Here is a 25,575-nt window from a genome sequence, read left to right as displayed (position 1 = left end):
ACATGCCCGGCCTCCACCCGCATACCCTCGTCCACGATCGGACGCTGGTTGGCGCAGGTGCCCTGGTTCGAACGCTCGAACTTACGCAGCCGGTAGCTGCGGCGAGTGCCATCGTCGTGCATCACGGTGATGAAGTCGGCCGAAACCTCTTCCACCACACCGGCCTTCTGGTTCACGACCACGTCACCGGCGTCGACGGCGGCGCGCAGCTCCATGCCGGTGCCGACCAGCGGCGACTCGGAACGGATCAGCGGCACGGCCTGACGCTGCATGTTCGCGCCCATGAGGGCACGGTTGGCGTCGTCGTGCTCGAGGAACGGGATCATGGCGGTCGCGACCGACACCATCTGGCGCGGCGAGACGTCCATGAAGGTCACCTCGGTCGGCGCGACGTACTCCATCTCCTCGTTGCCGCGGCGGGCGAGCACCTTGTCCTCGAGGAAGTTGCCGTCGGCGTCGACCGGAGAGTTGGCCTGCGCACGAACGTGGCGGTCCTCCTCGTCGGCGGTCAGGTACTTGACCTCATCGGTGACGCGGCCGTTCACGACCTTGCGGTACGGGGTCTCGATGAAACCGAACGGGTTGACCCGCGCGTACACCGACAGCGAGCCGATCAGGCCGATGTTCGGGCCTTCCGGGGTCTCGATCGGGCACATGCGGCCGTAGTGCGACGGGTGGACGTCACGAACTTCCAGGCCGGCGCGCTCACGGGACAGACCACCCGGGCCCAGCGCCGACAGTCGACGCTTGTGGGTCAGACCCGACAGCGGGTTGTTCTGGTCCATGAACTGCGACAGCTGCGAGGTGCCGAAGAACTCCTTGATCGCCGCCACGACCGGGCGGATGTTGATCAGGGTCTGCGGGGTGATCGCCTCGACGTCCTGGGTGGTCATGCGCTCACGCACGACGCGCTCCATGCGGGACAGACCGACGCGGATCTGGTTCTGGATCAGCTCGCCAACCGTCCGCAGACGACGGTTGCCGAAGTGGTCGATGTCATCGACGTCGACCGGGACCTCGGAGCCGCCGGGGGCGGTCATCAGGCGATCGCCCTGGTGCAGGCGGACCAGGTACTCGATCGTCGCGACGATGTCTTCCTTGGTCAGCGTCGAACCGGTGACCGGCTTGTCCAGGTTCAGGCCGAGCTTCTTGTTGATCTTGTAGCGACCGACGCGAGCCAGGTCGTAGCGCTTCTCCTTGAAGAACAGGTTCTCCAGCAGGGTCTGCGCGGACTCCTTGGTCGGCGGCTCGCCCGGACGCAGCTTGCGGTAGATGTCGAGCAGCGCCTCGTCCTGACCCGGGGTGGAGTCCTTCTCGAGGGTGGACATCATGATCTCCGAGAAGCCGAAGCGCTCGGTGATCTCCTCGGTGGTCATACCCAGCGCCTTGAGCAGCACGGTGACCGGCTGCCGGCGCTTGCGGTCGATGCGGACGCCGACGGTGTCGCGCTTGTCCACGTCGAACTCCAGCCACGCGCCGCGCGACGGGATGACACGCACGGAGTGCAGCGTCTTCTCGGTGGACTTGTCGATCGACTCGTCGAAGTACACACCCGGGGAACGGACCAGCTGCGACACGACGACGCGCTCGGTGCCGTTGATGATGAACGTGCCCTTGTCGGTCATCATCGGGAAGTCACCCATGAAGACCGTCTGAGACTTGATCTCGCCGGTGTTGTTGTTGATGAACTCCGCGGTCACGAACAGCGGCGCCGCGTAGGTCATGTCCTTGTCCTTGCACTCCTCGATGGAGGCCTTGACCTCTTCGAAGCGCGGGTCGGAGAAGGACAGCGACATGGAGCCGGAGAAGTCCTCGATCGGAGACAGCTCCTCGAGCACCTCCTCGAGGCCCCCGACGGGATTGGTGACGTCGCCGCGCGCGGTGGCACGCTCACGCCAGTCTGCTGAACCGACCAGCCAGGCGAACGATTCGGTTTGTAGATCGAGAAGTCCGGGAACCTCCAGGGGCTCACGAATCTTCGCGAAAGACACCCGCTTCGGGGCTCCGGGAATACCGGCCTTGGTCTGGGTGGAGACTGCCAAGATGCGTCCTTCCAGCACCTCACGCGCGTCGCGTGGTGGTCCGCGACCGTCGCTTGTCTGCTACGAATTCCGCTGGTACGACCCGAACGAAACCCGAACAGCAAACAACGGAAGTAACACCGGAAGGGTGGAACTTTCGTGATGCGATCGAGGTATGGACAGGAGGCAGCCAGCGCAACGTCCAAAACTACACCCAAACCTACGGGGGTGTCAAAGTACCACCCGTGACGATCCGTGGGCGGCAACTTCGCCCCGGTGTGTCCGTGTCGATATCCCGGCGATCAGAACGCCGATATCACCACAGCCGAGTGACGGTCTCCACACGGTTTTCCGGCCGGGCCGCAAGTCCGCTGGCTGCGTTCGCAAGGCCCTCGCCGGCGTTCTGTCCCCTGTGACAGCCGCCGCTGTTGTGAATAGCGTGACGGGTCGGACGAAACTCGTCAAGTGGCGGCCCGAGTTGACAAATCGCGAGATCGCCTGTCCCCCTACAAGATCACCTTCCGACGTCGTGCGATGCCGGAAAGACGCCGGCATGCGGCGGCGGGGAGGCGCTTACTTGTCGGTGATCTCGGCGGCCAGCCAGTGACCACCGACCTTCTGCATGCGCAGCACGATCGGACCCGAGGCGAGGGGTTCGGGCTTGCCGTCCTTGACCGCGGAGATGTTCAGATTGACCAGGAGCTCGGCGCGGTCGCCGGTGAGAAGGGTCACGCCGATCGGATCGGTTTTGACGTCGGTGTCGGTCTGGGTCTGCTTGATGGTCTCGACCGTGGTGTCGACGTACTTGGCGAAGTCCTTCTGCATCTTGTCGGTGAGCACCGAGTTGACCGAGGCCTTCCACTTGTCGATCTCGGCGGCCTTGTAGCCGTAGAGCGTGGTCAGCGCGTGGTCGCCGGCGGCCTTCACCTCGTCGGTGGCCTTGTTGTCGACGTAGGCCAGATTGCCCGAGTTCGAATCGGGCTTGCTCACCCAGTGATGTACGCCACCGGCGATCGCGAAGGCCAGCAGCAGCGCGGAGAGCGCTGCGCACACCGTGGCGACACCCCAGTTACGCCAAAATCCGCCCTGGCCGGTCGGCTTGGAATACTGTTGCGGGGCACTGTCTTTGGACAGACCTGGACCGCGCGGCGGGGTGGTGCGCGACGCGGTCCGATCCGAACGCTCGGAGGTGGACCGGGCGCTCGTGGTCTTCCGCTCGGCGCTCCCGGCCTGGACGTCGGCGGCGGTGGTGCGCGACGCGGTGCCGCGCTGTGCGGCCGGGCGGCGCGGGGTGACGCGGTTGACGGGTCGCTTCCGGTTGGCCATGGTCACTCCCTCCTAGTTGCCCGGCTTGGGGGTGGGCTGGGTCGAAGTCGGCTGCTGGGGCGCGTCCTGCTGCGGCGCGGCCGAGCCCAGGGGCACCGGCTCGCCGAGGTTCTGCGCCTTCTCGGCCTTCCAGGTGCTGCCGACCTTGACCAGGTCGAGGGTCCACAGCTGACGGAAGGACGCGGGCTGGCCACCGGGCCAGCTGCGGGTGATCTTCAGGACCGCGAAGGCAGAGGCGTGGTCGAGCTCACTGTTGAGCGCGGTGACGGTGATGCCCTCGACGGCGGCCTGGATGCGGGTCTTGGAGTCCTGGGCGGTCTGCTTGAGCTGATCCTGCCCGCTCTCCTGCTGCTGGAGCAGCTCGCCGGTCATCGATGACCGGATGTTCGCCAGCGACCCGTCGATGTCGTCCGGGTTGATGGACATCAGGTTGACGGCGGCCTGGCGGGCGTCGGTCAGGACGGCGTCGCGGGCATCGGCCCGGGAGCTGTCCCTGGCGTCACCGAACCAGATGAATCCGACCACGGCGGCGGCGATCACCGACACCACCAGCAGCGCGGCCGCGCCGACGGTGACGAGCTTCCGCGGGTCCGAGCCGACGGCGCCGGACGTCGGCGGCAGCTCGGCGACCTGTTCAGCGGGCTCGTCCGGCACGGCGACCGGCGCGGTGGGCTCGTCCGGCACGGTGGCCGGCTCCGCGGTGGATTCGGCCGACTCCGGCCCGGCGGCCGACTCGGCCGACTCGGTCTCGGATGCGGCCGGCTCCGGCGCGACGTCCGCCGAGGACGCGTCCGGGGTTGTTTCGGGAACCGGCGGGGTTGCCGGCTTCTCGAGGTTCGCCCCCGATTCGCTGTCCTTGTGCTGACTCACGCCGCCACCATACTTTCCTCTCTTCGCGCCCGGGCTGGGACTGTGTGCCATCTCGCTGCCCGGAGCGTGCCGAGCAGCTCGGTCAGTGCTTGGGCGTGACGCCCATGAGCGTGGCCAGCTGGGTGGCCACCGGGTTCAGGTTGAGCTTGTCCGGGTCGTACTTCGGCTTGTCGTCCCAGGGCTGCCCGACGCTGGGGTCGGCCAGCTCCGCGCGACTGGCGCCGCGGACATCGGTCTCGCTGCCCTGCGGTACCGCGCACCCGGCCTGGGTATTGAGCGGGAAGTCGTCGCGGGTGTCGTCGAAGTTGGGGTTCTGGGCCTTCATCTGGTCCAGAATCCGTTGTGTGCCTTCGTATCCCACCGTGCAGGCGGGCGGGTTGTTGGTCTCCAGCACCAGGCCGAAGTGGGTGGTGCCGTCGCCGGGTGCGGTGGACGAGCCACCCAGCGGCAGCAGCGGCAGCATCTGCAGCACCGGGCCGAGGGCGTAGAACTTCGGCGAGATGGCCAGCAGCAGGGTGCGCAGGTTGGTGAGGTCCTTGGTCAGGGCCGGGCCGCTCTCCTGCAGCAGGCGCTGGATCGCGGAGCCCGCGTCGGTGCCGGTGCCGATGAGGCGGCGGATATCCGGGTCGTTGGACTTCAGCTGCGCGGTGAGCTTGTCCAGGCCGTCGCTGAACTGCAGGATCGCCGGGGACTGCTCGGCCTGGGTGCCCAGCACGGTGCGAGCCGAGCGGATCAGGGCCAGGGTCTGCTGCAGGTTGTCACCGCTGGCGGTGGCGCTGAACTTGTTGAGCGAGTCGATCAGGATCTTGAGGTCGTCGCCCTTGCCGTCGAACGCCTTGCCCAGCTCGGTGATGGTGGTGGACAGCGCCTTCAGGTCGGTGGTGCCGGCGAAGTGGTCCACGCTGGAGAGCAGCTCCTCGACGTGGACGGGCAGCTGCGCGCCGACGATGACCGAGCCGTCCTTCAGGTACGGCCCGCCGTCGCTGGTGGGCTGCAGGTCCACGTACTGCTCACCGATGGCGGAGCGGTCGGCCACCACCGCCTTGGCATTGGCGGGGACCTTGGGCTTGCCGGAGTTCATCTCCAGGGTGATGAGCACGCCGTCGGGGGTGACGTCGAGGTCGCCGACCCGGCCCACGGGGACACCGCGGTAGGTGACCTCCGCTCCCTTGGACAGGTTGCCGGTTTCGGCGGCCTCGACCTTCACCTTGTACAGCCCGAAGCCGAGCATATTGTCCAGCCGCACGTACTTGGCGCCGACGAACACGACGCCGAGCACCGCGATGACCGCGAAGGCGATCAGCTGATTACGCACCAGACGAGTCATCGCGGACCACCCACTCCCAGCTGCTCGAGAATCGATCCCAGCGGATCGGTCGGTCCCGGCTGCCCGATCGGCCGGGCCACGGTGGGCGGCAGCGGCAGCAGCGAGACGGTCGGCCAGCCGCCGCGCGGCCCGTTGCCGTTGTAGTACGGGTTGGTCGGATCCACGTTGACCTGGCGGCCCGCGGGCGGCAGGTACTGCGGATCCTGTTTGCCCACACCGAGATTCGACAGCAGAGTGCCGATCTGCAGGTCCACCGAGAGCCAGGTGTTGACCTGGCCGCCGAACGCGGACTTGATGGCCTCGTCCGGGAACGGGTAGGTCGGGATGAGCGGGAACGCGGTCACCAGGTCACCCGCCGACGCGCCCAGCGCCTGCAGCGTGGGCCGCAGCGAGGACAGGTCGGTGATCAGGTTGTCCTTGGACTTGTTCAACACGTCGAATCCGGACTGCCCCACCCGATCCAGCTGGCCCAGCAGCTGAATCAGCTGCGGCCGTTGCTCGTTGAGGATCTTGATGCCGCCCGGCAGCTCGTCGAGGATCTTGGAGATCTGGGTGGTCTGCTGCCCCACCCGGCTGGTCAGCGTGTCGAGGCTGTCCAGCGCGCGGGTGATGTTGTCGACCTGGTCGTCGAGGCCCTTGATCAGGGTGTTGGCCTGGCTCAGCAGGTCCCGGACCTTGCCCTCGCGGCCGCCCAGAGTCTTGTTGAGCTCCACCACGATCGGCTGCAGCTGCGCCACGCCGCCGCCATTGAGCAGCAGCGACAGCGCGCCCAGCACCTGCTCCACCTCGGTGGCGGTGCGGGTGTTCTCGACCGGGATCTTGGCGCCGTCCTTCAGCCGCGCGGAATCGGCATCCTTCGCGGGAGCGGACAGTTCGATGTACTTCTCACCCAGCAGGTTGGTCTGCTTGACCTCGGCGTGGGCATTGGCGGGCAGGTTCACGCTGTCGTCGACGAGCACCTGCACGCTGGCTTCCCAGGCGTTTTCGGGGGCGATGCGGATCTTGTCGACCCGCCCCACCGCGACACCGTCCACCTTCACCGACGACTGCGGGACCAGGTCCAGCACGTCGGCGAAGCGGATGTCGAGGTGCAGCGGGTGCTTGCCGATGTTCGGGCCGCCGGGCAGCGGAATGCTGTCCGCGCCGCAGCCGGCCGCCATCAGCGTCACCGCGCCCAGCGAGGTGGCCAGGAGGGCGGTGCGCCGGACCCGGCCGCCGCGAATCCGGTTGGCGCTCATCGCTGCCCACCTTCCTGCTGCGACGGCGGCAGCTGGTCGGACGGATTACCGGGGACGGTGCCGGGGACCGTGTTGTGCTGCTCGTTCTCGCCGCTGAGGATGCCGAAGGGCAACACCAGCGAGGGTGTCTTCACGCCGGCGGTGAGCTGATCGGTGATCACCTTGCAGTTGTTCAGGATCGGCTGCAGCTGACGCGAGATGGCATCGAACTTGGGGTCGCCGGGACGCAGCTTGCCCAGGTCCAGCATCTTGCAGATGACGCCGAAGGGATCCTGCAGGTCGGTGAAGTTGGGACGCATGTCGAGCGTGCCGGACTCACCGTTGTGCACGTTGATCAGGTTGCTCAGCGCGGTCGGGATGAGCGGCAGCGCCTTGGCCAGATCGTCGCGCTGGTCGGCGAGGGTCTGGGTGAGCTTGGTCAGCGCATCGGCGTTGGACTGCACCAGGTCCCGGTTGTTGTCGATGAACCGGGCCACGTCGCCGAGCGCGACCGACAGCAGGTTCAGCGCCTGGCCGAGGGTCTGACGCTCGTCGGACAGGAACCCGGCCAGCGAGGCCAGCTGGGTGTTGAAGGTCCGCACCTGCGCGTCGTTGTCGGCCAGGGTCTGCACGAAGGTCTGCAGGTTCCTGACCGTGTCGAAAATGTCGGTGCGCGAATCGGAGAGCGTGTGCGCGGCCTTGGACAGCTGGGTGAAGCTGTTGCCCAGCGCGTCGCCGTTGCCGGCGAGGTTCGCCGCGCCGGTGCGCACCAGCTGGTTCAGCGCGCCTTCACCGGTGGCGCCGTCGGGCTTGTTGGCGCCCTCCGGGCCGAGTGCCTTCGACAGTTCGGTGATGCTGTTGTAGAGCCGGTCCACCTCGACCGGGGTCGCGGTGCGATCCTTCGGAATGGTGGCGTTGCGGGCCATCTTCGGTCCGCCCTTGTAGGCGGGCGCGAGCTGGATGTACCGGTCCGACACCACCGAGGGGGTGATCTGGGCGGCCTTGGCGTCGGCGGGGATGTCGTAGCCGCGGTCGACCTTCATGACGACCTTGACCACGTCGCCCTGCGGGTCCACCGAATCCACCCGGCCCACCGGCACGCCCAGGACGCGCACGTCGGAACCCTTGTAGATGCCGATGGACTTGTCGAAGTACGCGGTGATGGTGGTGGTGTTGAGCCGATCGAAGCTCCACCACGCGACGCCCGCGAGCACCACCGCCAGGACGGTCACTCCGGCGATGATCTTGCTCTTGGTGCTGGCGCCACGCAGGGCGGACAGCGGATTGCTCGCCACGAGTTAACCTCCCATCTTTCGGATCGGCTGACGATCACCCGGGATGTCCGGCAGCGCGGGCGGAATCAGGTTCGTGATGACCGCGTCGAACCAGCGGCCGTTGCCCAGCACGTTGGAGTAGAGCCCGTAGAAGGGCGCGGCCAGCGTGAGGGTCTTGGACAGGTCGGCCTGGTGGTCGTTGAGCAGGTCGATGGTCTTGTTGAGGTTGGTCAGTGCCGGGCCGATCTGGGCCTCGTTGTCCTTGACCAGCGCTGTCAGTTCCGCCGCAACGGTTTTCGCGCCGGTGAGCAGCTGGTGGATGGCCTGCTGGCGCACGTTCAGCTCGGCCAGCAGCTCACCGCCGTTGGAGATGAGCCGCTCGAACTCCTGGTTGCGGTCGGCCAGCACCTTGGTGGTGGTCTTGGTGGCCGCGAACAGCTTCTTGAGCTGATCGTCACGCTTGGCCAGCGTCTCCGAGAGCCGGGCGACGCCGTCGATGGAGCTGCGCAGTTCCGGCGGGGTGGCCGAGAAGGCGTCCGACAGCACGGTGAAGCTCTTCGCCAGCTGCGCGGTGTCGGTCTGCTCGATGTTCTTGGCGGCGTCGCTGAACGCGTCCACCACGTCGTAGGGAGACACGGTGCGCGAGAGCGGGATCCGATCCGAGGGGTTCAGGACCTTGGTGCCCTTGGGATCCAGCGCCAGGTACTTCTGCCCGAGCACGGTCTTGATCTGGATCGAGGCGGTGGACTCGTCCCCGATCCAGGCATCCTGGGTGCGGAAGTCCACCAGCACCTTGTCGCCGTCGAGGCGGACATCGGACACCGCGCCGACCTTGACGCCGGCGATGCGCACCTCGTTGCCCTTCTTCAGGCCCGCGGCCTCGGAGAACTCGGCGGTGTACTTGATGCCGGCCCCGATGATCGGCAGTTTGTCGAGATTGAACGCGGACAGGGTCACCAGCAGCACCAGGATCAGGCCCAGCCCACCCATGAACGCCGGACTGCGCTTGCCCAATACAGCGCGGTCGTCCATCAGCGGCCTCCCTTCCCATGGCAGCGCGGGGCCGGATTCGTGTAGATCGGCTGGTTCACAGTCGGCATGTTCTGCAGTGCGGGCGGGAAGTTCAGCTGCGGCGCGTCCTTGGTGCCCGGTCCGGCGACGATGTCGATGCCGCACAGATAGAACTGGAACCAGGAGCCGTAGGACGCCGCGCGACCGAGCTTCTCCATCTTGATGGGCAGGTTGGTCAGGCCCTCGTCGACCTCGTCCTTGCGGTCGTTGAGAGTGCCGGTGAGCTGGTTCAGACCGGCGATGGCGCCCTGCAGGTTCGGCCGCACCGGGACCAGCAGGTCGGCGGTGGCCGAGGCCAGGTTGCCGAGCGAGGTGACCGCCGAGCCGATGGTGCCGCGATCGGCGTTCAGCCCGGTGACCAGCGCCTCGGTATTGACGATCAGCTGGTCGAGCTGGTCGCCGCGCGAATTGATGCTGTCCAGCACGGCATTCAGGTTCTTGATCAGCTCACCGATCACCGCGTCCTTGTCGGCCACCTTGTTGGTGAGCGAGGCGGTGTTGGCCACCAGGTCCGCGATGGTGCCGGATTCGCCCTGGAAGACCTGGATGATCTCGGACGACAGCTTGTTGACGTCCTCGGGGGTGAGCGTCTGGAACAGCGGCCGGAAGCCGTTGAACAGCTCGGTCAGATTGACCGCCGGCTTGGTGCGCTCCAGCGGGATGGTCGAGCCCTTGTTCATCTTGCGGCCCTGCTGCCCGGTGCCCTGTTCCAGCGCGATGTAGCGCTGGCCCACCAGGTTCCGGTACTTGATGGTCGCGGTGGTGGACGCGGGCAGCCAATCCCGGTCGGTCAGTTCGAATTCCACATTGGCCAGGCGCTTGTCCACGATGGACACATTGGTCACCTTGCCCACCCGGACACCGGCCACGCGCACCTCGTCGCCCTTGTTCAGGGAGGTCACATCGGTGAACCGGGCATTGAACTTGGTACCGCCGCCACCGTAGTTGGCGATGGTCAGCGCCAGCACACCCGTCAGGAAGACCGTGACGAGAATGAAGGCGATCAGTTTGGTCAGCGTCGGCCCGAGGCCGCGCAGCAGATCCTTCACTTGACGCTCACCTCACTGCCGCGGAAGGCCGGGGCGGCGATCTTGGTCACCCAGGTGGGCACCTGTTCGGGCGAAACTCCGTGTGCCGCACCGTAGATCGCGCCCAGGGCCTGGGCCTCCTGCGGCGAGTAGGCGGTGGTCGGCGCTTGCGGGCCGTACACCTTGTACTGCGGCTCCGGCATGCGGCCGACGTTCTGGTCACCCGGATTACGGCTCGGCGGCTGGTAGGAACCGTCATTGGCGGAACCGTCGGTGTACTGGCCCGGGTCGGTGCCCGGCGGGTACATCGGAACGCACAGCGGCCCACGCGGGTCGAACCAGCGCGGCTCGTCCTGGTTGGGCACGTAGCGGCCGCGCGGATTCACGATCTGCACGGTCACGCGCGAGCCCGGCAGGTTGGTGCCCTTGCCGAAGATCTGGTCGATGCGCGGCTTCAGCTCCGCGAAACCGGCCAGCGCGCAGCTGTAGCTGGGCGAGTACTTGGCCAGCGCCTCCAGCGCGGGCCGCGAGTCCGCCGCCACGTCGATGATGTTGTCGCGGTTGGCCACCAGGAAGTCGGCGGTGGTCGAGGCGCTCGGGGTCAGCGTCGCCAGCAGGGTGTCGACCTGCGAACGCTTCTGCACGATGGTGGCATTGGTGGTGCGCAGGTTGTCCAGCGCGGACACCAGCTCGGGCGCGGCATCGGCGTAGGTGGTCGCCACGTCGGCCAGGCTCTTCAGATCCTGTTGCAGCGTCGGCATTTCACCGTTGACCTGGGTGACGATGTCGTCGAGCCGGTCGATGGTCTTGCCCAGCTCCTCGCCCTGCCCCTGCAGCGCATTGGACAGCGCGCCCAGCGTGGAGGACAGGTACTGCGGCGGAATCGCCTGCAGCAGCGGCAGGATGTGGTCCAGCAGCTGGCTCACCTCGACGGCGTTGCCGCTGGTGTCCTGGTGCAGGGTCACGCCCGCGGTGAGATGGCCCTGCGGGCTCTCCGGCCACACCAGGTCGATGTAGCGCTCACCGAACAGCGTCTTGGGCAGCAGGCGGGCGGTCACATTGGACGGAATCTTGCCGGCCTTGCCCGGGTCGATGGCCAGATCCAGCGTGACGTTCTTGCCGTCGTAGGAGCTCGACCGCAGCTCGCCTACGGTGACGCCGCGGACTTTCACATCCGCGTTGCGGGTCAGCGCGTTTCCGACGGTGTCGGTGATCAGGTTGACCCGGACGGTGTCCACGAACTGCTTGTTGTAGATGGCGATGGTGGTCCACAGGAACAGCGCCACCAGCACGAAGAAGAGCACGCCGAGGGTACGGTTGCGCAGTTTCTCGGTGGATCGCCAGAACTGCACACGCTGCGGGTTGGTCATCCGGCCACCCGCACCGTCGTGGTCGTGCCCCAGATCGCCAGGGACAGGAAGAAATCGAGCACGTTGATCAGCACGATGGCGGCGCGCACCGCGCGGCCCACGGCCACACCCACGCCCGCGGGACCACCGCTGGCGTTGTAGCCGTAGTAGCAGTGCACCAGGATGATCACGAACGCGAAGACGAGCACCTTCACGAAGGAATAGAGCACGTCCTCCGGTGGCAGGAACAGACTGAAGTAGTGGTCATAGGAACCACTGGACTGCCCGTTGAAGTAGATGCTGATCATCCGCGAGGCCAGGTAGGTGCCCAGCAGGCCGACCACGTACAGCGGAATCACGGCGAGGAAGCCGGCGATGGCGCGCGTGGTCACCAGGAAGGGCACCGACGGCACCGCCATCACCTCGAGCGCGTCGATCTCCTCGGAGATCCGCATGGCGCCCAGCTGCGCGGTGAAACCACAGCCGACCGTCGCCGACAGTGCCAGTGCCGCGACCAGTGGCGCGAGCTCGCGGGTATTGATGTACCCGGTCAGGAAGCCGGTGAGGACACCGGAACCCAGGGCGTCGAGGGCCTTGAAGCCCTGCAGGCCGACGACCACACCGACCGAGGCCGACATGAACACGATGACGCCGATGGTGCCGCCGATGACCGCGAGGGCGCCCGATCCGAAGGTCACCTCGGCCAGCAGCCGCATGACCTCCTTGCGGAAGTGCACGATCGTCTTCGGGATCGCGCCGATCGCCCGGGAGTAGAACGACATCTGATCGCCGGCCTTGTCGACCAGGTCGACCGGCGCCATGAGCGCGGGTCTGACCCGGCGCGCCGACCGGGAGAAGACGGTGGTGCGCTGCGAAACAACCATGGATCACGCGCCCTTTGCGGGGACGACCTGAAGGTAGATCAGGGTGAGGATCAGATTCAGGAAGAACAGAACGAGGAACGTGATCACCACGGATTGGTTCACCGCGTCACCCACTCCTTTCGGTCCCCCCTTCGGATGCAGGCCCTTGTAGGCGGCGATCACACCCGCCACCACGCCGAAGATCAGGGCCTTGATCTCGCCGATGACCAGGTCGGGGATCTGTGCGAGGGCGGAGAAGGACGCGAGGTACGCGCCCGGGGTGCCGCCCTGCAGCCCGACGTTGAAGAAGTAGCCGCCGCAGATGCCGACGACCGAGACCAGGCCGTTGAGCAGGAAGGCCACCAGCATCATGCCCAGCACGCGCGGAACCACGAGGCGCTGGATGGGATCGATGCCGAGTACCTCCATGGCGTCGATCTCCTCGCGAATGGTGCGCGAGCCGAGATCGGCGGCCACGGCCGAGCCGGCGGCGCCGGCGATGATCAGCGCGGTGACGACCGGTGCAGCTTGCTGCACGGTGGCCAGAACACTGGTCGCGCCGGTGAAGTTCTCCGCCCCCAGCTGCTTGATGAGCGAGCCGGTCTGCAGGGCCACCACGGCGCCGAACGGGATTGCCACCAGAGCAGCGGGAAGGATCGAGACACTCGCGATGAACCACGACTGTTCGATGAACTCCCGCCACTGGAAGGGCCGGCGGAACGTCTTCCGGAACACGTCCAGGAAGAGTGCGAATATGTTGCCGGCCTGGGCAAGTCCCGACTCGACCGGGGTGCGCAGTCGCGTCAGGGTGGGATTCACGCCGCGTATGTTACCCGTTAGTCAGGTTCTGTCGAACCGTGGCGTCGTAGCCACCCTGATAGGCGGGCATCACCTGCGTGTCGGCCTCGTCGCCGTTCTGCGACATCGATTCGCGAATGGCTTCCTGGGCGGCCGGCGGCAGCGTATGCATGATCTGGCGGACCCGCTCGCGACGACGTCCGACGGCACCGCGGACCGGCATGCCCGGCTGCGCCCGCATCTGCGGGATGATGCCCTCGATCTCCTCCGCGCCACCGGCGTGGTGACCCGAGTCGAACATGGCCTGCTCACGGGCCATCTGGGCTTCGTCCTTCTCCTCCGACATACCGATCGGGCCCTGCATACGGCCGTTGAGGAACTGCTTGACCACCGGCTCCTCCGAGGTCAGCAGCACCTCACGCGGACCGAACATGACCAGATTGCGGCGGAACAGCATGCCGATGTTGTCCGGCACCGTACGAGCCAGGTTGATGTTGTGCGTCACGATCAGGATCGTCGCGTCGATCTGCGCGTTGATATCGATCAACAACTGCGAAAGATACGTGGTACGAACCGGATCCAGACCCGAGTCCGGCTCGTCGACCAGGATGATCTGCGGGTCCAGCACCAGCGCGCGAGCCAGACCGGCACGCTTGCGCATACCACCGGAGATCTCACCGGGCAGCTTGCCCTCCGCGCCCAGCAGACCGGTCAGCTCGAGCTTCTCCATCACGATCTTCTTGATCTCGGATTCGCTCTTCTTGGTGTGCTCACGCAACGGGAAGGCCGTGTTGTCGAACAGGTTCATCGACCCGAACAGCGCGCCATCCTGGAACAGGACACCGAACAGCTTGCGGATCTCGTAGAGCTCCTTGTTCGAGCAGGTGGTGATGTCGGTGCCGTCGATGTAGATCGAGCCCTTCTCCGGGCGCAGCAGACCGATCAACGACTTCAGGAAGACCGACTTACCGGTACCCGACGGGCCGAGCAATGCGCTGACTTCCCCCGGCGGCAGCGTCAGCGTGACATCCTGCCAAATACGCTGCGAACCGAACGACTTCGTGATGCCTTCGGTTCTGACCTCGACGCCCACGCCAACCTCCACTTTCTCCGACGAGCGCACTACGTGTGACTACGGGCCACAAAATTCGCGCGGTGTGGCGCATCACAGTAGGTCCGGTCACTGTATCGCATATACACCGTCTCGGACACCGGGACCTGACTGGTCGGTAGCAACATTCGTATCGAATTATCGATTACGCGCCAATCACGACGGCACAATACGCGAAAAGGGCGGTCCCCCAATGGGAACCACCCTTTTCACAATCAAAGCGGCACGGGGCTGTGCCCCGCCACAGGTCCGTCTTACTTGACGGAAACCTTGGCGCCGGCCTCTTCCAGCTTCGCCTTGGCGGCCTCGGCGGCGTCCTTGGCGACCTTCTCCAGGATCGGCTTCGGGGCACCCTCGACCAGGTCCTTGGCTTCCTTCAGGCCCAGGCCGGAGACGATCTCGCGGACGACCTTGATGACCTGGATCTTCTTGTCGCCGGCACCCTCGAGGATGACGTCGAACTCGTCCTGCTCCTCGGCAGCCTCGGCCGGGGCAGCGCCACCGGCGACCGCGGCGACGGCGACCGGAGCAGCGGCGGTGACCTCGAACTTGTCCTCGAACGCCTTCACGAACTCGGACAGCTCCAGCAGGGTCATGCCGGCGAAGGTCTCGAGCAGCTCATCAACGTTGGCCATTGATATTTCCTTTCGGTAGTTCCGTCACCGCGCGAACGGCGACGAAGAGGTTTGGGGTAGTGACTTATTCGGCGTCTGCGGCCGGAGCTTCGGCGGCGCCACCCTCGGCGCGCTTCTTCTCCTCCAGGGCCGCGGCCAGGCGGGCGATCTGCGAGGCCGGGGCGGCGAACAGCCCGGCAGCCTTCGACAGGTTGCCCTTCATCGCGCCGGCCAGCTTGGCCAGCAGCACCTCGCGCGACTCCAGGTCGGCAATGCGCTCGACCTCGGACACGGACAGCGCGGCGCCGTCCATGTAGCCGCCCTTGATGATGAGCGCCTTGTTGTCCTTGGCGAACGCCTTCAGCGCCTTCGCGGCGTCGACCGGCTCACCCGTAATGAAGGTGATGGCGGTCGGACCGACGAACAAGTCATCCAGGCCTTCCACGCCCGCCTCGGCGGCAGCGCGCTTGACCAGGGTGTTCTTGGCGACGGAGTAGGTAGCGTTCGCGCCGAGGGCACGACGCAGCTCAGTGATCTTGCCGACGGACAGGCCACGGTATTCCGTGACGACAGTCGCGGTGGACGACTTGAACTGCTCGGTGATCTCCGCAACCGCGGTGACCTTCTCAGCCTTTGCCATACTTCGCCTCCTCTCTGGATGGTCGGATCTCGTATGAACTACCGAGTTCCGCCACAGGGGCCGGCGACAAAGCAAACGCCCCGGACGCAAGGTGGTCCCGGGGCGCACAAGAAACAGTCGCGATTTCTCGCGGGTTTCCCGACCTCGGCTCTCCCTGCGTGGGCCGCCGGCAATATCGCCGGACCTTCAGCCGCCTGACGGCAGCAACCAACGGTCTTCGGTAGAACGATTTGGGGGTGATCACCGAACAGGCCGGTGACCGTCGTCCAATATAGCGGACCAGCATCGATACGCCAAAACAGGGGTGACACCCCCGCCCGTCCGCTGTTGTTCTGCTTCGCAAAAGCGAAGGGCCGGTACGAGATTCGTACCGGCCCTTCGGGCTTCATGCGTTGCTACGCGTTACCGCGCCGAGGAGTCAGTCTTCCTCGGCGAAGTTGCGGGTGCGGTTCGGATCCACCGGGATGCCCGGTCCGGTGTTGGTCGAGAACGTCACCTTCTTGACGTAGCGGCCCTTCGCGGTGGAGGGCTTGACACGCAGGATCTCGTCGAGCGCGGCGCCGTAGTTCTCGGCCAGCTTCTTCTCGTCGAAGGAAGCCTTGCCGATCACGAAGTGCAGGTTGGCCTGCTTGTCGACGCGGAAGTTGATCTTGCCGCCCTTGATGTCGTTGACGGCCTTCGTCACATCGGGGGTGACGGTGCCGGTCTTCGGGTTCGGCATCAGGCCACGCGGGCCCAGCACGCGAGCGATACGACCGACCTTGGCCATCTGGTCCGGGGTGGCGATCGCGGCGTCGAAGTCCAGCCAGCCGCCCTGGATGCGCTCGATCAGGTCCTCGGCGCCCACGGCGTCCGCACCGGCGGCCTCGGCCTCGGCGGCCTTGTCGCCGACCGCGAACACGATGACGCGGGCGGTCTTACCGGTGCCGTGCGGCAGGTTGACGGTGCCACGGACCATCTGGTCGGCCTTGCGGGGGTCGACGCCCAGACGGACGGCGACCTCGACGGTCGCGTCGGTCTTGGTGGTCGCGGTCTCCTTCGCCAGGCGCGCGGCGGCCAGCGGAGCGTAGAGCGCGGCGCGGTCGACCTTGGCGGCCGCCTCGAGATAAGCCTTGCTTCGTTTTGCCATGATTCTCTGTCCTTGTCTAAGTCAGAAGTGGTGCGGGACAGGCGGTCCCTTCCACAAGAGCTCGAAAGCCCTACTCCGCGATGGTGATACCCATCGAGCGGGCGGTACCAGCGATGATCTTCGCCGCGGCGTCGATGTCGTTGGCGTTCAGGTCTTCCTGCTTGGTCTTGGCGATCTCACGGACCTGGTCCATGGTGATCTGCGCGACCTTGTTGCGGTGCGGCTCGGCGGAGCCCTTCTGGATCCCGGCGGCCTTCAGCAGCAGACGCGCGGCGGGCGGCGTCTTCAGCTTGAAGTCGAACGAGCGGTCTTCGTAGACCGTGATCTCGACCGGGATGACGTTGCCACGCTGCGACTCGGTCGCCGCGTTGTACGCCTTGCAGAACTCCATGATGTTGACGCCGTGCTGACCCAGCGCCGGACCGACCGGCGGAGCCGGGTTGGCGGCACCGGCCTGGATCTGGAGCTTGATGAGCCCAGCGACCTTCTTCTTCTTCGGGGGCATCTTTCTTCCTTGGGTTAGGTTCCTTACGGATTCCCGTAAGCCTTCTCCGGACCGTGCCCCGGACAGGATCGCCCGAGGCACAACCCGTCAAGTCTATGCGAACGCGAAAAAGGCGGTGACACCGGCCCGGAAGCGGACCGGGCCACCGCCCTGACGCACTTAAATCTTGGCGACCTGCGTGAAGGCCAGCTCGACCGGAGTCTCGCGGCCGAAGATCGAGACCAGCACCTTGAGCTTCTGCTGCTCGGCATTGACCTCGGAGATGCTGGCCGGGAGGGTGGCGAAGGGGCCGTCCATGACGGTCACCGACTCGCCGACCTCGAAGTCGACCTCGATGACCGGCTTCACGATCGGGGTCTCGCCGGGGGCCGCGGTGGCGGCGGCAGCGGCGGCCGGGGCGGCCTTCTTCTGCTGCGCGGCCGGGACCAGGAACTTCACCACTTCGGGAATGGTGAGCGGCGAGGGCCGCGAGGTGGCGCCGACGAAACCGGTGACACCGGGGGTGTTGCGCACCGCGCCCCAGGACTCGTCGTTCAGCTCCATGCGGACCAGGATGTAGCCCGGCAGCACCTTGCGGTTGACGTTCTTCTTCTGGCCGTTCTTGATCTCGGTGACCTCTTCGGTCGGCACCTCGACCTGGAAGATGTAGTCCTCGAGACCGAGGTTCTGCACGCGGGTCTCGAGATTGGTCTTCACCTTGTTCTCGTAGCCGGCGTAGGAGTGGACGACGTACCAGTCACCGGGCGCGCGCCGCAGCGCGGCGGTCATCTCGGCGACCGGGTCGGCCGGCTCATCGGAGAGCTCGGCGGCGGGGCGGGCGGGCTCGTCCTCCTCGGCGTCGGCGGCGAACTCGCCGGCCTCCGCGTCGGCGGCAAAAGTCTCGGCCTCGTCGGCGAAGCCCTCAGCGTCGTCTTCGACGTCCGCGGTGGTCTCTTCGATCACCGCGTCATCCACCGGGAATTCCTCGGTTGTGCCGTTCTCCGGGGTGCTCACTGGGGCACTCGCTTCCTTAGTCGTCACGTAATCCTCTGCGCGCCGGGACAAAACGCCCGGCGGATGGTCCCGCTCCCCGCCTCTGCCCGGGGGCCGGTCACCGGCCGCGACGGTCAGACGCGGTCATCGTGCCGCCTAGCCGAAGAGCCAGTTGACACCCTTGATGAACGCCAGATCCAACCCGCTGATGAACGCGACGATGAAAATCACGAACACCAGGACAACGCTCGTATAGGTGACCATCTGCTTGCGGTTGGGCCAGATGACCTTGCGAAGTTCCGCGATGACTTCCTTGAGGAACTTCACCAGGCGCTTGAACGGATTGCCCGTTCCGCCTCGCCCGGCCTTCTTGTCCTTGCCGGACTGCTTGGTGGTTGCCTTGGCCGAGGCCGACGGTCGATCGATCGTCGCGACAGCGCTGGACGACGCGGCGCGCGTGCGCCGGGCGGACCGCTTGCCGCTCGGCCGAGCCACCGCGGCGGTGTCATCGCCATCTTCGTGGCGAGTGTCCCGCTCGTCGCTCACGTCGATCCTCTCTACGTCGGCATCCAGGGCAGGGGCGACAGGACTTGAACCTGCAACCTGCGGTTTTGGAGACCGCTGCTCTGCCAGTTGAGCTACGCCCCTTCGGCTGGACGGGGTAACGAGTCCAGCCACTGTTCTATTCAGTTGTACACGGGTTTTCACACAACACGCGCGCCGCTCCTCGGAGCAGCGCGCATCGGCTGGTGACCCCAGATTCCCGAGTGTACGTTACCCCGCGTGGCGATCGCCAATCGGGGTGTCGCAGCGTACCTCGGGTCGAAGGTCAGGAGAGCTGCACCGTTGCGGTGGCGCGGCCGAAGATCTTGCGCCCCTCGGACTTCGCCACGATGGCGACGACGGCGGTGCGGGTCTCCGGGTCCACGGACTTGACCTTGCCGGTGTACTCGATTTCCGCGGGACGGTCGACCGGAACGTAGACGGGGCTGGTGAAGCGGACGTTGTACTCCTTGACCGCGCCCGGGTCGCCGAGCCAGGAGGTGACGAAACCGCCACCCAGGCCCATGGTCAGCATGCCGTGCGCCACAACGTTTTCCAGGCCGACCAGCTTCACGACATCGTCGCTCCAGTGGATCGGGTTGGCGTCGCCGGACACGCCGGCGTAGTTCACCAGATCACCGCGGGTGAGATGAACCACGCGCGGGGGCAGTTCGGCGCCGGCGATCACATCCTCGAAGCGGCGGACGTGCTTGCTCGCGACGATCGTGCCGGTGGCCGCGATCTCGACCGGCGCCGGGGTCGGCGGCACGTCGGCGCTGCGCGGGTGGTGCTCCGGGCGCTCCTCCGGGCCGACGCCGTGCATGAGCACGTTGCGCACGGCGTCACCGATATTGGGATCGATGTCACCGCCGCTGCGGCCGATGAGGGTGGTGTACGTGGTGAGGACCAGCTCGTCGTTCTGGTCGACCACGTCGTTGCGGGTGACGATGATGTCGCCGCCGAAGGCCTGCCGGAAGGAGTGCAGGTAGACGATGCAGGACAGCTGGTCGCCGGCCCGGATGGGCCGGTGGAACTCCAGGATCTGATCGGTCTGCATGATCTGGCTCAGGTCGTAGCCGGTGACGATCTGCTCGAAGAGCTTGCGCTGGGCCAGGATTCCGACCAGGGAGATGAAGGTGAGGGGGGCGACCAGCCCGTTGTGACCGTAGCTCTGGGCGATGTCCTCGTCCCAGTGGACCGGGTGATAGTCCTGCACCGCGCGGGCGTACTCGCGCACCTTCTCGCGGCCGACCTCGTAATAGTCGTCGACGCGGTAGTGGTGGCCGACCATGGCGGCGGCGTGTGCGGCGGGGTCGAAGACCTCGCTGGAATCGACCATGTCGGCCTCGGTGTCAATGTCGATGTTGATCGTCACGGCAGGAAGTCCCTATCTGATCCCCGGAACGGGATCGGGCGAGAGCGCTGAACCACCGCTATATACGCCAAATGCCGGACCGGCGCCACTATCTCTTTCTAAGAGACGGAGTGACTTGCCGATCCGGCACTGTCATCCACGCGGTAGATCGCGCGGGTTTAAGTTAGCGAGACTCGCGGTGCGCCCGGTGGGTACCGCAGTTCGGGCAGAATTTCTTCAGCTCGAGGCGGTCCGGGTCATTGCGCCGGTTCTTCTTGGTGATGTAGTTGCGGTGCTTGCACTGCTCGCAGGCCAAGGTGATCTTTGGCCGGATATCAGTGGACTTCGCGGCCACGATTGCCTTCTTTCCGGTCAGCCTGATTGGGATATCAGTATGTAGCGATGGCCGGACTTGAACCGGCGACACAACGATTATGAGTCGTTTGCTCTACCGACTGAGCTACACCGCCATCTGTTGTCGGTACTTGACGGCGGGAAGGCCCCGGGTCCTGCAACGAGAAGCCGAGTCGGTCACCACCGGCAATCCGGCGAGCCCCCTAACGGAATCGAACCGTTGACCTTTTCCTTACCATGGAAACGCTCTGCCGACTGAGCTAAGGGGGCGTGTCTGTCTTGCTCCGGTCTCGGCCGGGGCGCTGACGACTTGAACGAGATTACACACATCCTCGCCGACTATCCAAACCGGCTGGTCAACGCGGGTTTCGCGGCTACTCGACCGGGGTAACCGAGACGTCGGTGCCCGCGCCGGCCGGGGGCTCGGGACGACCGGCCGGCCTGGCCCGAAATACCAAGAGCCCCGTGGACACTGGGTCCACGGGGCTCTCTGGTGGCGGATGAAGGATTTGAACCTCCGAAGCATTACGCGGCTGATTTACAGTCAGCTCCCTTTGGCCGCTCGGGCAATCCGCCGGGGTACGCCTTGCAGCGCTCCAGCAGAATACAACGAACACACGCCCGGAATGCAAACCGGCTGGATACAGCCGTGCCGAAGGGGCTAGCGTCGGCGTGGAACATCCCGAATATCCGAGTCTCGGACAGGAGAAGAGTGTGGCGGATTCGTCGTTCGATGTCGTCAGCAAGATCGATCGCCAGGAGGTGGACAACGCCCTGAACCAGGCCGCCAAGGAGCTGAGCCAGCGCTACGACTTCCGGGGCACCGGGGCGAGCATCGAATGGTCGGGCGAGGAGAAGATCATCCTCAGCGCCGAGTCCGAGGATCGCGTCAAGGCCGCCCTGGATGTGTTCAAGGAGAAGCTGATTCGCCGCGACATCTCGCTCAAGGCGTTCGACGCGGGTGATCCGCAGGCCTCCGGCAAGGTGTACAAGATCACAGGAACCCTGGTGCAGGGCATCACCACGGAGAATGCGAAGAAGATCGCCAAGAAGATCCGTGACGAAGGCCCCAAGGGCGTCAAGGCGCAGATCCAGGGCGAGGAGCTGCGGGTCAGCAGCAAGAGCCGCGACGACCTGCAGGCGGTCATCTCGCTGCTGAAGGGCGGCGACTTCGATATCGCCCTGCAGTTCGTGAACTACCGCTAGTAATTGCGGTTTCCACCAGCCATCTCCTCGAGGCGGGCGATACGGTCCGCCATCGGGGGGTGGGTGGAGAACCAGCGGGCCATCCGGTCGCCGTTGCGGAACGGGTTGGCGATCATCAGGTGCGACTGCGCGGTCAGCTGCGGCTCGGGGGGCAGCGGGGCCGCCTGGGTGCCGCGTTCCAGCTTGCGCAGGGCCGATGCGAGGGCCAGGGGGTCGCCGGTGAGTTCGGCGCCGTCCTGGTCGGCCTGATACTCCCGGGAGCGGGAGACGGCCAGTTTGATGAGCGAGGCCGCGATCGGGCCCAGCAGCGAAACCAGCAGGATGCCAATGATATTCGGGCCCTCGCCGTCCCGGCTGCCGCCGAAGGCGCCGGCGAAGAAGGCCAGGTTCGCCAGGCCGGAGATGACCGAGGCGAGCGCGCCGGCCACCGAGGAGATCAGGATGTCGCGGTTGTAGACGTGCGAGAGTTCGTGGCCCAGCACCGCGCGCAGTTCCCGCTCGTCGAGGATCTGCAGGATGCCGGTGGTGCAGCAGACCGCGGCATTGCGCGGATTGCGGCCGGTGGCAAAGGCATTCGGCGCATTGGTGGGGCTGATGTAGAGGCGCGGCATGGGTTGCCGTGCGGCCGTGGCCAACTCGCGCACGATGCGGTACATGGCCGGGGCTTCCAGCTCCGTCACCGGCTGCGCGTGCATGGCCCGCAACGCCAGCTTGTCGCTGTTGAAGTAGGCGTAGGCGTTCATGCCCACGGCCAGCACGATCGACAGGATCAGGATCGTGGGACTGCGGAACATCGCTCCCGCGAACACGATCAGCGCCGACATCCCTACCAGCAGCCCGAACGTCTTCAACCCGTTCGCGTACCCGTGCCCATGCATGCTTACCCGCCTCTCCGCGATTTTTGCCGGCAGTTGGGTGCCTTACACCAGGTCAACGAACTCGAGCCGGGTTGAAGTTCCCAGTTGTTCGACTGATCGGTTTCGGATCAGCCGACGCGTTCGATGGTGTAGCGGACCAGGTGCTCCAGGGCCTCGTTGGCCGGGCCGGCGGGCAGGGCGGAGAGTTCGGCGTGGGCGATGTCGGCGTAGCCGTGCAGCTTCTCCTTGGCCAGCACCAGGCCCCGGGAGCGGGACAGCAGGTACAGGGCCTCGTCGACCTCGGTGTCGGTCTCCAGCGGGCGGGCCAGCAGCTTGCGCAGGCGGTCGCCCTCGGCGCCCTCGTCGCGCAGGGCGTAGAGCACCGGCAGGGTGTGGACGCCCTCGCGCAGGTCGGTGCCGGGGGTCTTGCCGGACTGCTCGGACACCGAGGAGATGTCGATGATGTCGTCGGCGATCTGGAAGGCGGTGCCCACGGCGTCGCCGAGGCGGGCCAGCCGCTCCACATGGTCGCGATCCGCACCGGAGAAGGTGCCGCCGAAGCGGCCGGCGGCGGCGATCAGCGAACCGGTCTTCTCCCACACCACGCGCAGGTAGTGCTCGACCGGGTCCTGGGACTGCCGGGCGCCGATGGTCTCGCGCATCTGGCCGGTGACCAGCTCGGCGAAGGTCTCGGCAATGATGCGGACCGCGTCCGGGCCGAGGGTGGAGACCAGTCGCGAGGCGTGGGCGAACAGATAGTCGCCGGCCAGGATGGCGACGCTGTTGCCCCAGCGCGAGTTCACGCTGGGCGCGCCGCGGCGCATGGAGGCCTCGTCCATGACGTCGTCGTGGTACAGGGTGGCCAGGTGCACGAGCTCCACCACGGTGCCGGCGGTGACCAGGTCGGGGCTGGTCGGGTCGGGGCCCAGCTGACCGGTCAGGATGGTGAACAGGGGACGGAATCGCTTGCCGCCGGCCTTGGCCAGGTGCAGCGCCGCCTCCTGCAGGAATTCCTCGCCGTCGGACAGCTCGGTGATCAGCAGATCCTCGACCTCGATCAGGCCCTTGCGCACGGTCGCCGCGAGCTCGGGATCGCCCAGATCCACCCCCGCGACCACGGTGCTCTCCTCGCTCACAGCTGATGCGCTCATTTCATCTCCCAGTGCCGCGTCCGACCCCACGCCAAAGAACCTAGCGTGTGGACCGATCACCCCCTATGGACACCACCGTAGTGCGACGCACGAAACACTCGCCACGCGAAACGAAACGCCCGCTATGAAGCGCAGGGCAAATATGCGCGCCCGGTGATGTGCTGCAAGTATTGACGCCATGCGCTTGCCGGATGACGACCCGAGTATGCCGCGCCTGCAGGTTCGCGGCCCGTCTCGTTCTGGACTGAGCGGAGCGACGGAGCGAAGCGGAGAAGCGCAGGGAGGGAAGAACGAGACCTCCAGGGCCGCGAACCCCGCCCGGAGCGAAGCGGAGGGCGAATCAGACACAGCTCTGCCCGCGCACGCCGAGGTCCTGGTAGTCGGGGCGGGTCCGGCCGGGTCCGCGGCGGCCGCCTGGGCCGCGCGCATGGGCCGGGATGTGCTGCTGACCGATTCGGCGGTGTTCCCGCGCGACAAGACCTGCGGTGACGGACTGACGCCGCGCGCCACCGCCGAACTCGAGCATCTCGGCCTGGGCGACTGGGTGCGGGCGCACACGGTCAATCGCGGCCTGCGGATGGCCGGGTTCGGGCGGGAGGCGCTGCTGTCCTGGCCGGACGGGTCGTTCCCCACCTACGGAAGCGCCGTTCCGCGAACCGAACTCGACGACAAGCTGCGCGAGACCGCGATCAAGTCGGGCGCGCGGATGGTGGACGGGGCCAAGGTGGTGGAGGTGGCCCGCGAGGGCGACCGGGTCACCGGGGTGACCGTCAAGACCGACGCCGGCCTGCGCGCGGTGTCGTGCGACATCCTCATCGTGGCCGACGGCGTGCGCTCCCCCGTCGGAAAGCTGCTGGGCCGCACCTGGCATCGCCAGTACGCGTACGGGACCGCGGCGCGGGCGTACATCAGGTCCGAGCGCAGTGATGACGAATGGATCACCTCGCATCTCGAATTGCGGGATGCGAACGGGGAATTGATTCCCGGATACGGCTGGGTTTTCCCGCTCGGCAATGGCGAGGTGAATATCGGCGTCGGCTCGCTGGCCACCGAACGGCGTCCGTCGCATATCGCCTTGAAACCGCTGCTGCAGCACTATGTTTCGGAACGCCGCGCGGAGTGGGGATTCGAGGGCGAGGCGCGGGCGGTGGCGTCGGCGCTGCTGCCCATGGGCGGCGCGGTATCGAATCTGGCCGGGCGCAACTGGGCGCTGGTGGGCGACGCGGCCGGGTGCGTGAACCCGCTCAACGGCGAGGGCATCGACTACGGGCTGGAGGGCGGGCACATGCTCGCCGGGATCCTGGACCAGCCCGACCTGACCCAGATCTGGCCGGAGCTGCTGCGGGAACGCTACGGCCGCACCTATTCGGTGGCGCGGCGGCTCGCGGGGCTGGCCACCCACCCGCGCACGGTGCCGCTGGGCGGGCCGCCGATGATGCGGTCGAAGCTGTTGCAGCGCACCGCGGTCCGGGTGATGGGCAATCTGGTCACCGACGAGGACGTGGACCTGACCGCCCGGCTCTGGCGGAGCGCGGGCCGGGCCTCCCTGCGTTTCGACAAGATCCAGCCGTTCTCGTGAACGCCCGGCCGGTTCCCGAGGAGCTGCTCCCGCATCTGCGGCGAGCACGGGATCTGGCCGACCGGCACTACGCGGAGCCCTTGGATCTGGACAGTCTGGCGGCGGCCGCGGGGGTGTCGAAGTATCACTTCCTGCGGTGTTTCGCGGCGACGTACGGCAGGACGCCCGCGGTGTATCTGGCCGAGCGCCGGATCGAGCGGGCCCAGGATCTGTTGCGCGCCACCAATGTCACGGTGACCGAGGCCTGTATGCTCGTCGGCTACAGCAGTCTCGGGTCGTTCAGCAGCAAATTCACCGAGCTGGTGGGGATGTCGCCCTCGGAGTATCAAGCGAAGTTCGCGGCCGAGGGCGCTCCCCATATCCCGGGTTGCTACGTCTTCATGCACGGTCTCTCGGATCGGAAACGCACACGGTGA

25 protein-coding genes and 4 tRNA genes are annotated in these 25,575 nt (G+C 66.4%); 3 read left to right on the top strand and 26 right to left on the bottom strand.

Features of this window, described 5'->3' with window-relative positions; translation table 11 throughout:
* From ACFXKA_RS39095 to ACFXKA_RS38980, 24 genes are all read right to left on the bottom strand, one after another.
* A partial coding sequence (locus tag ACFXKA_RS39095; protein ID WP_379431283.1) for a DNA-directed RNA polymerase subunit beta occupies window positions 1-2,060 on the bottom strand: 2,060 nt, incomplete at its 3' end.
* 534 nt (window positions 2,061-2,594) lie between these two features.
* Entirely contained in the window at window positions 2,595-3,347 is a 753-nt protein-coding gene (locus ACFXKA_RS39090) for a hypothetical protein (protein ID WP_379431282.1), read from the bottom strand.
* Window positions 3,348-3,359: 12 nt separating this feature from the next.
* Complete coding sequence (locus ACFXKA_RS39085) at window positions 3,360-4,217, bottom strand: hypothetical protein (RefSeq protein WP_379431281.1); 858 nt, start codon at window positions 4,215-4,217, stop codon at window positions 3,360-3,362.
* An 82-nt stretch (window positions 4,218-4,299) separates the two neighbouring features.
* Window positions 4,300-5,544: an MCE family protein gene (locus ACFXKA_RS39080; protein WP_379431280.1), complete on the bottom strand. Its 1,245-nt coding sequence runs from the start codon at window positions 5,542-5,544 to the stop codon at window positions 4,300-4,302.
* Window positions 5,541-6,782: an MCE family protein gene (locus ACFXKA_RS39075; RefSeq protein WP_379431279.1), complete on the bottom strand. Its 1,242-nt coding sequence runs from the start codon at window positions 6,780-6,782 to the stop codon at window positions 5,541-5,543. The genes ACFXKA_RS39080 and ACFXKA_RS39075 overlap by 4 nt, the downstream gene beginning before the upstream one ends.
* Complete coding sequence (locus tag ACFXKA_RS39070; RefSeq protein ID WP_379431278.1) at window positions 6,779-8,056, bottom strand: MCE family protein; 1,278 nt, start codon at window positions 8,054-8,056, stop codon at window positions 6,779-6,781. Before ACFXKA_RS39070 ends, ACFXKA_RS39075 begins: the two co-directional genes overlap by 4 nt.
* Window positions 8,057-8,059: 3 nt before the next feature.
* A complete protein-coding gene (locus ACFXKA_RS39065) occupies window positions 8,060-9,067 on the bottom strand; it encodes an MCE family protein (RefSeq protein WP_354850748.1) in 1,008 nt (335 codons plus the stop codon).
* Complete coding sequence (locus ACFXKA_RS39060; protein WP_354850823.1) at window positions 9,067-10,143, bottom strand: MlaD family protein; 1,077 nt, start codon at window positions 10,141-10,143, stop codon at window positions 9,067-9,069. The genes ACFXKA_RS39065 and ACFXKA_RS39060 overlap by 1 nt, the downstream gene beginning before the upstream one ends.
* 8 nt (window positions 10,144-10,151) lie before the next feature.
* On the bottom strand, window positions 10,152-11,504 hold the full coding sequence (locus ACFXKA_RS39055) for an MCE family protein (protein WP_354850751.1): 1,353 nt from the start codon (window positions 11,502-11,504) through the stop codon (window positions 10,152-10,154).
* Window positions 11,501-12,304, bottom strand: coding sequence for an ABC transporter permease (locus ACFXKA_RS39050; protein WP_354850825.1), 804 nt, complete (start codon window positions 12,302-12,304; stop codon window positions 11,501-11,503). The genes ACFXKA_RS39055 and ACFXKA_RS39050 overlap by 4 nt, the downstream gene beginning before the upstream one ends.
* 66 nt (window positions 12,305-12,370) lie before the next feature.
* Window positions 12,371-13,165 carry an ABC transporter permease gene (locus ACFXKA_RS39045; protein WP_354850753.1) on the bottom strand — a complete coding sequence of 265 codons (795 nt, stop codon included), beginning with the start codon at window positions 13,163-13,165 and terminating at the stop codon, window positions 12,371-12,373.
* 10 nt (window positions 13,166-13,175) lie between these two features.
* Complete coding sequence (locus ACFXKA_RS39040; protein WP_379431277.1) at window positions 13,176-14,237, bottom strand: ABC transporter ATP-binding protein; 1,062 nt, start codon at window positions 14,235-14,237, stop codon at window positions 13,176-13,178.
* Between the two features lie 272 nt (window positions 14,238-14,509).
* The gene (rplL, locus tag ACFXKA_RS39035) at window positions 14,510-14,890 is read right to left on the bottom strand and encodes a 50S ribosomal protein L7/L12 (RefSeq protein WP_354850757.1); all 381 of its coding nucleotides are present in this window, start codon (window positions 14,888-14,890) and stop codon (window positions 14,510-14,512) included.
* Between the two features lie 64 nt (window positions 14,891-14,954).
* Window positions 14,955-15,509 carry a 50S ribosomal protein L10 gene (gene rplJ / locus ACFXKA_RS39030; protein WP_354850760.1) on the bottom strand — a complete coding sequence of 185 codons (555 nt, stop codon included), beginning with the start codon at window positions 15,507-15,509 and terminating at the stop codon, window positions 14,955-14,957.
* Window positions 15,510-15,927: 418 nt separating this feature from the next.
* Window positions 15,928-16,638 (bottom strand): 50S ribosomal protein L1, encoded by a 711-nt coding sequence (rplA, locus tag ACFXKA_RS39025; protein WP_040862030.1) that lies wholly within the window; start codon window positions 16,636-16,638, stop codon window positions 15,928-15,930.
* Window positions 16,639-16,708: 70 nt separating this feature from the next.
* Window positions 16,709-17,143 (bottom strand): 50S ribosomal protein L11, encoded by a 435-nt coding sequence (rplK, locus tag ACFXKA_RS39020; protein WP_354850762.1) that lies wholly within the window; start codon window positions 17,141-17,143, stop codon window positions 16,709-16,711.
* A gap of 159 nt (window positions 17,144-17,302) precedes the next feature.
* Window positions 17,303-18,136 carry a transcription termination/antitermination protein NusG gene (gene nusG, locus ACFXKA_RS39015; RefSeq protein WP_379431276.1) on the bottom strand — a complete coding sequence of 278 codons (834 nt, stop codon included), beginning with the start codon at window positions 18,134-18,136 and terminating at the stop codon, window positions 17,303-17,305.
* 135 nt (window positions 18,137-18,271) lie between these two features.
* Window positions 18,272-18,661, bottom strand: coding sequence for a preprotein translocase subunit SecE (gene secE / locus ACFXKA_RS39010; protein WP_354850767.1), 390 nt, complete (start codon window positions 18,659-18,661; stop codon window positions 18,272-18,274).
* Window positions 18,662-18,690: 29 nt separating this feature from the next.
* A tRNA-Trp gene (locus ACFXKA_RS39005) sits at window positions 18,691-18,763 on the bottom strand.
* Between the two features lie 181 nt (window positions 18,764-18,944).
* Window positions 18,945-19,997, bottom strand: coding sequence for a fused (3R)-hydroxyacyl-ACP dehydratase subunits HadA/HadB (locus ACFXKA_RS39000; protein ID WP_379431284.1), 1,053 nt, complete (start codon window positions 19,995-19,997; stop codon window positions 18,945-18,947).
* Between the two features lie 199 nt (window positions 19,998-20,196).
* Window positions 20,197-20,367, bottom strand: coding sequence for a 50S ribosomal protein L33 (rpmG, locus tag ACFXKA_RS38995; protein ID WP_029925945.1), 171 nt, complete (start codon window positions 20,365-20,367; stop codon window positions 20,197-20,199).
* Window positions 20,368-20,409: 42 nt separating this feature from the next.
* Window positions 20,410-20,482: transfer RNA gene (locus tag ACFXKA_RS38990), tRNA-Met, on the bottom strand.
* An 81-nt stretch (window positions 20,483-20,563) separates the two neighbouring features.
* Window positions 20,564-20,636 (bottom strand) — tRNA-Thr (locus ACFXKA_RS38985).
* 221 nt (window positions 20,637-20,857) lie between these two features.
* Window positions 20,858-20,942 (bottom strand) — tRNA-Tyr (locus ACFXKA_RS38980).
* A 138-nt stretch (window positions 20,943-21,080) separates the two neighbouring features.
* Here ACFXKA_RS38980 and ACFXKA_RS38975 point away from each other — a divergent pair.
* Entirely contained in the window at window positions 21,081-21,572 is a 492-nt protein-coding gene (locus tag ACFXKA_RS38975) for a YajQ family cyclic di-GMP-binding protein (RefSeq protein WP_354850771.1), read from the top strand.
* Here the strand turns inward: ACFXKA_RS38975 and htpX are convergent.
* Both htpX and ACFXKA_RS38965 read right to left on the bottom strand, forming a co-directional pair.
* Window positions 21,569-22,450 (bottom strand): zinc metalloprotease HtpX, encoded by an 882-nt coding sequence (gene htpX / locus ACFXKA_RS38970; protein WP_364625579.1) that lies wholly within the window; start codon window positions 22,448-22,450, stop codon window positions 21,569-21,571. The two genes, ACFXKA_RS38975 and htpX, sit on opposite strands and share 4 nt — an antisense overlap.
* A gap of 107 nt (window positions 22,451-22,557) precedes the next feature.
* A complete protein-coding gene (locus ACFXKA_RS38965) occupies window positions 22,558-23,580 on the bottom strand; it encodes a polyprenyl synthetase family protein (protein WP_354850777.1) in 1,023 nt (340 codons plus the stop codon).
* Between the two features lie 178 nt (window positions 23,581-23,758).
* Between ACFXKA_RS38965 and ACFXKA_RS38960 the strand changes: the two genes are divergently transcribed.
* Window positions 23,759-25,159, top strand: coding sequence for a geranylgeranyl reductase family protein (locus tag ACFXKA_RS38960; RefSeq protein ID WP_379431275.1), 1,401 nt, complete (start codon window positions 23,759-23,761; stop codon window positions 25,157-25,159).
* Window positions 25,156-25,575, top strand: coding sequence for an AraC family transcriptional regulator (locus ACFXKA_RS38955; protein ID WP_354850782.1), 420 nt, complete (start codon window positions 25,156-25,158; stop codon window positions 25,573-25,575). Before ACFXKA_RS38960 ends, ACFXKA_RS38955 begins: the two co-directional genes overlap by 4 nt.

Source organism: Nocardia sp. NPDC059228, from assembly GCF_042754245.1.
GTDB lineage: Bacteria > Actinomycetota > Actinomycetes > Mycobacteriales > Mycobacteriaceae > Nocardia.
This window is presented reverse-complemented; position numbering and strand designations above follow the sequence as displayed.

Coding starts and splice junctions, on each gene's coding strand:
- ACFXKA_RS39090 (WP_379431282.1), bottom strand. CDS start 3,347: ATGGCCAACCGGAAGCGACCCGTCAACCGCGTCACCCCGCGCCGCCCG.
- ACFXKA_RS39080 (WP_379431280.1), bottom strand. CDS start 5,544: ATGACTCGTCTGGTGCGTAATCAGCTGATCGCCTTCGCGGTCATCGCG.
- ACFXKA_RS39075 (WP_379431279.1), bottom strand. CDS start 6,782: ATGAGCGCCAACCGGATTCGCGGCGGCCGGGTCCGGCGCACCGCCCTC.
- ACFXKA_RS39065 (WP_354850748.1), bottom strand. CDS start 9,067: ATGGACGACCGCGCTGTATTGGGCAAGCGCAGTCCGGCGTTCATGGGT.
- ACFXKA_RS39055 (WP_354850751.1), bottom strand. CDS start 11,504: ATGACCAACCCGCAGCGTGTGCAGTTCTGGCGATCCACCGAGAAACTG.
- ACFXKA_RS39050 (WP_354850825.1), bottom strand. CDS start 12,304: ATGGCGCCGGTCGACCTGGTCGACAAGGCCGGCGATCAGATGTCGTTC.
- rplL (WP_354850757.1), bottom strand. CDS start 14,890: ATGGCCAACGTTGATGAGCTGCTCGAGACCTTCGCCGGCATGACCCTG.
- rplJ (WP_354850760.1), bottom strand. CDS start 15,509: ATGGCAAAGGCTGAGAAGGTCACCGCGGTTGCGGAGATCACCGAGCAG.
- rplA (WP_040862030.1), bottom strand. CDS start 16,638: ATGGCAAAACGAAGCAAGGCTTATCTCGAGGCGGCCGCCAAGGTCGAC.
- rplK (WP_354850762.1), bottom strand. CDS start 17,143: ATGCCCCCGAAGAAGAAGAAGGTCGCTGGGCTCATCAAGCTCCAGATC.
- ACFXKA_RS39000 (WP_379431284.1), bottom strand. CDS start 19,997: ATGGTCGATTCCAGCGAGGTCTTCGACCCCGCCGCACACGCCGCCGCC.
- htpX (WP_364625579.1), bottom strand. CDS start 22,450: ATGCATGGGCACGGGTACGCGAACGGGTTGAAGACGTTCGGGCTGCTG.
- ACFXKA_RS38965 (WP_354850777.1), bottom strand. CDS start 23,580: ATGAGCGCATCAGCTGTGAGCGAGGAGAGCACCGTGGTCGCGGGGGTG.
- ACFXKA_RS38960 (WP_379431275.1), top strand. CDS start 23,759: ATGCGCTTGCCGGATGACGACCCGAGTATGCCGCGCCTGCAGGTTCGC.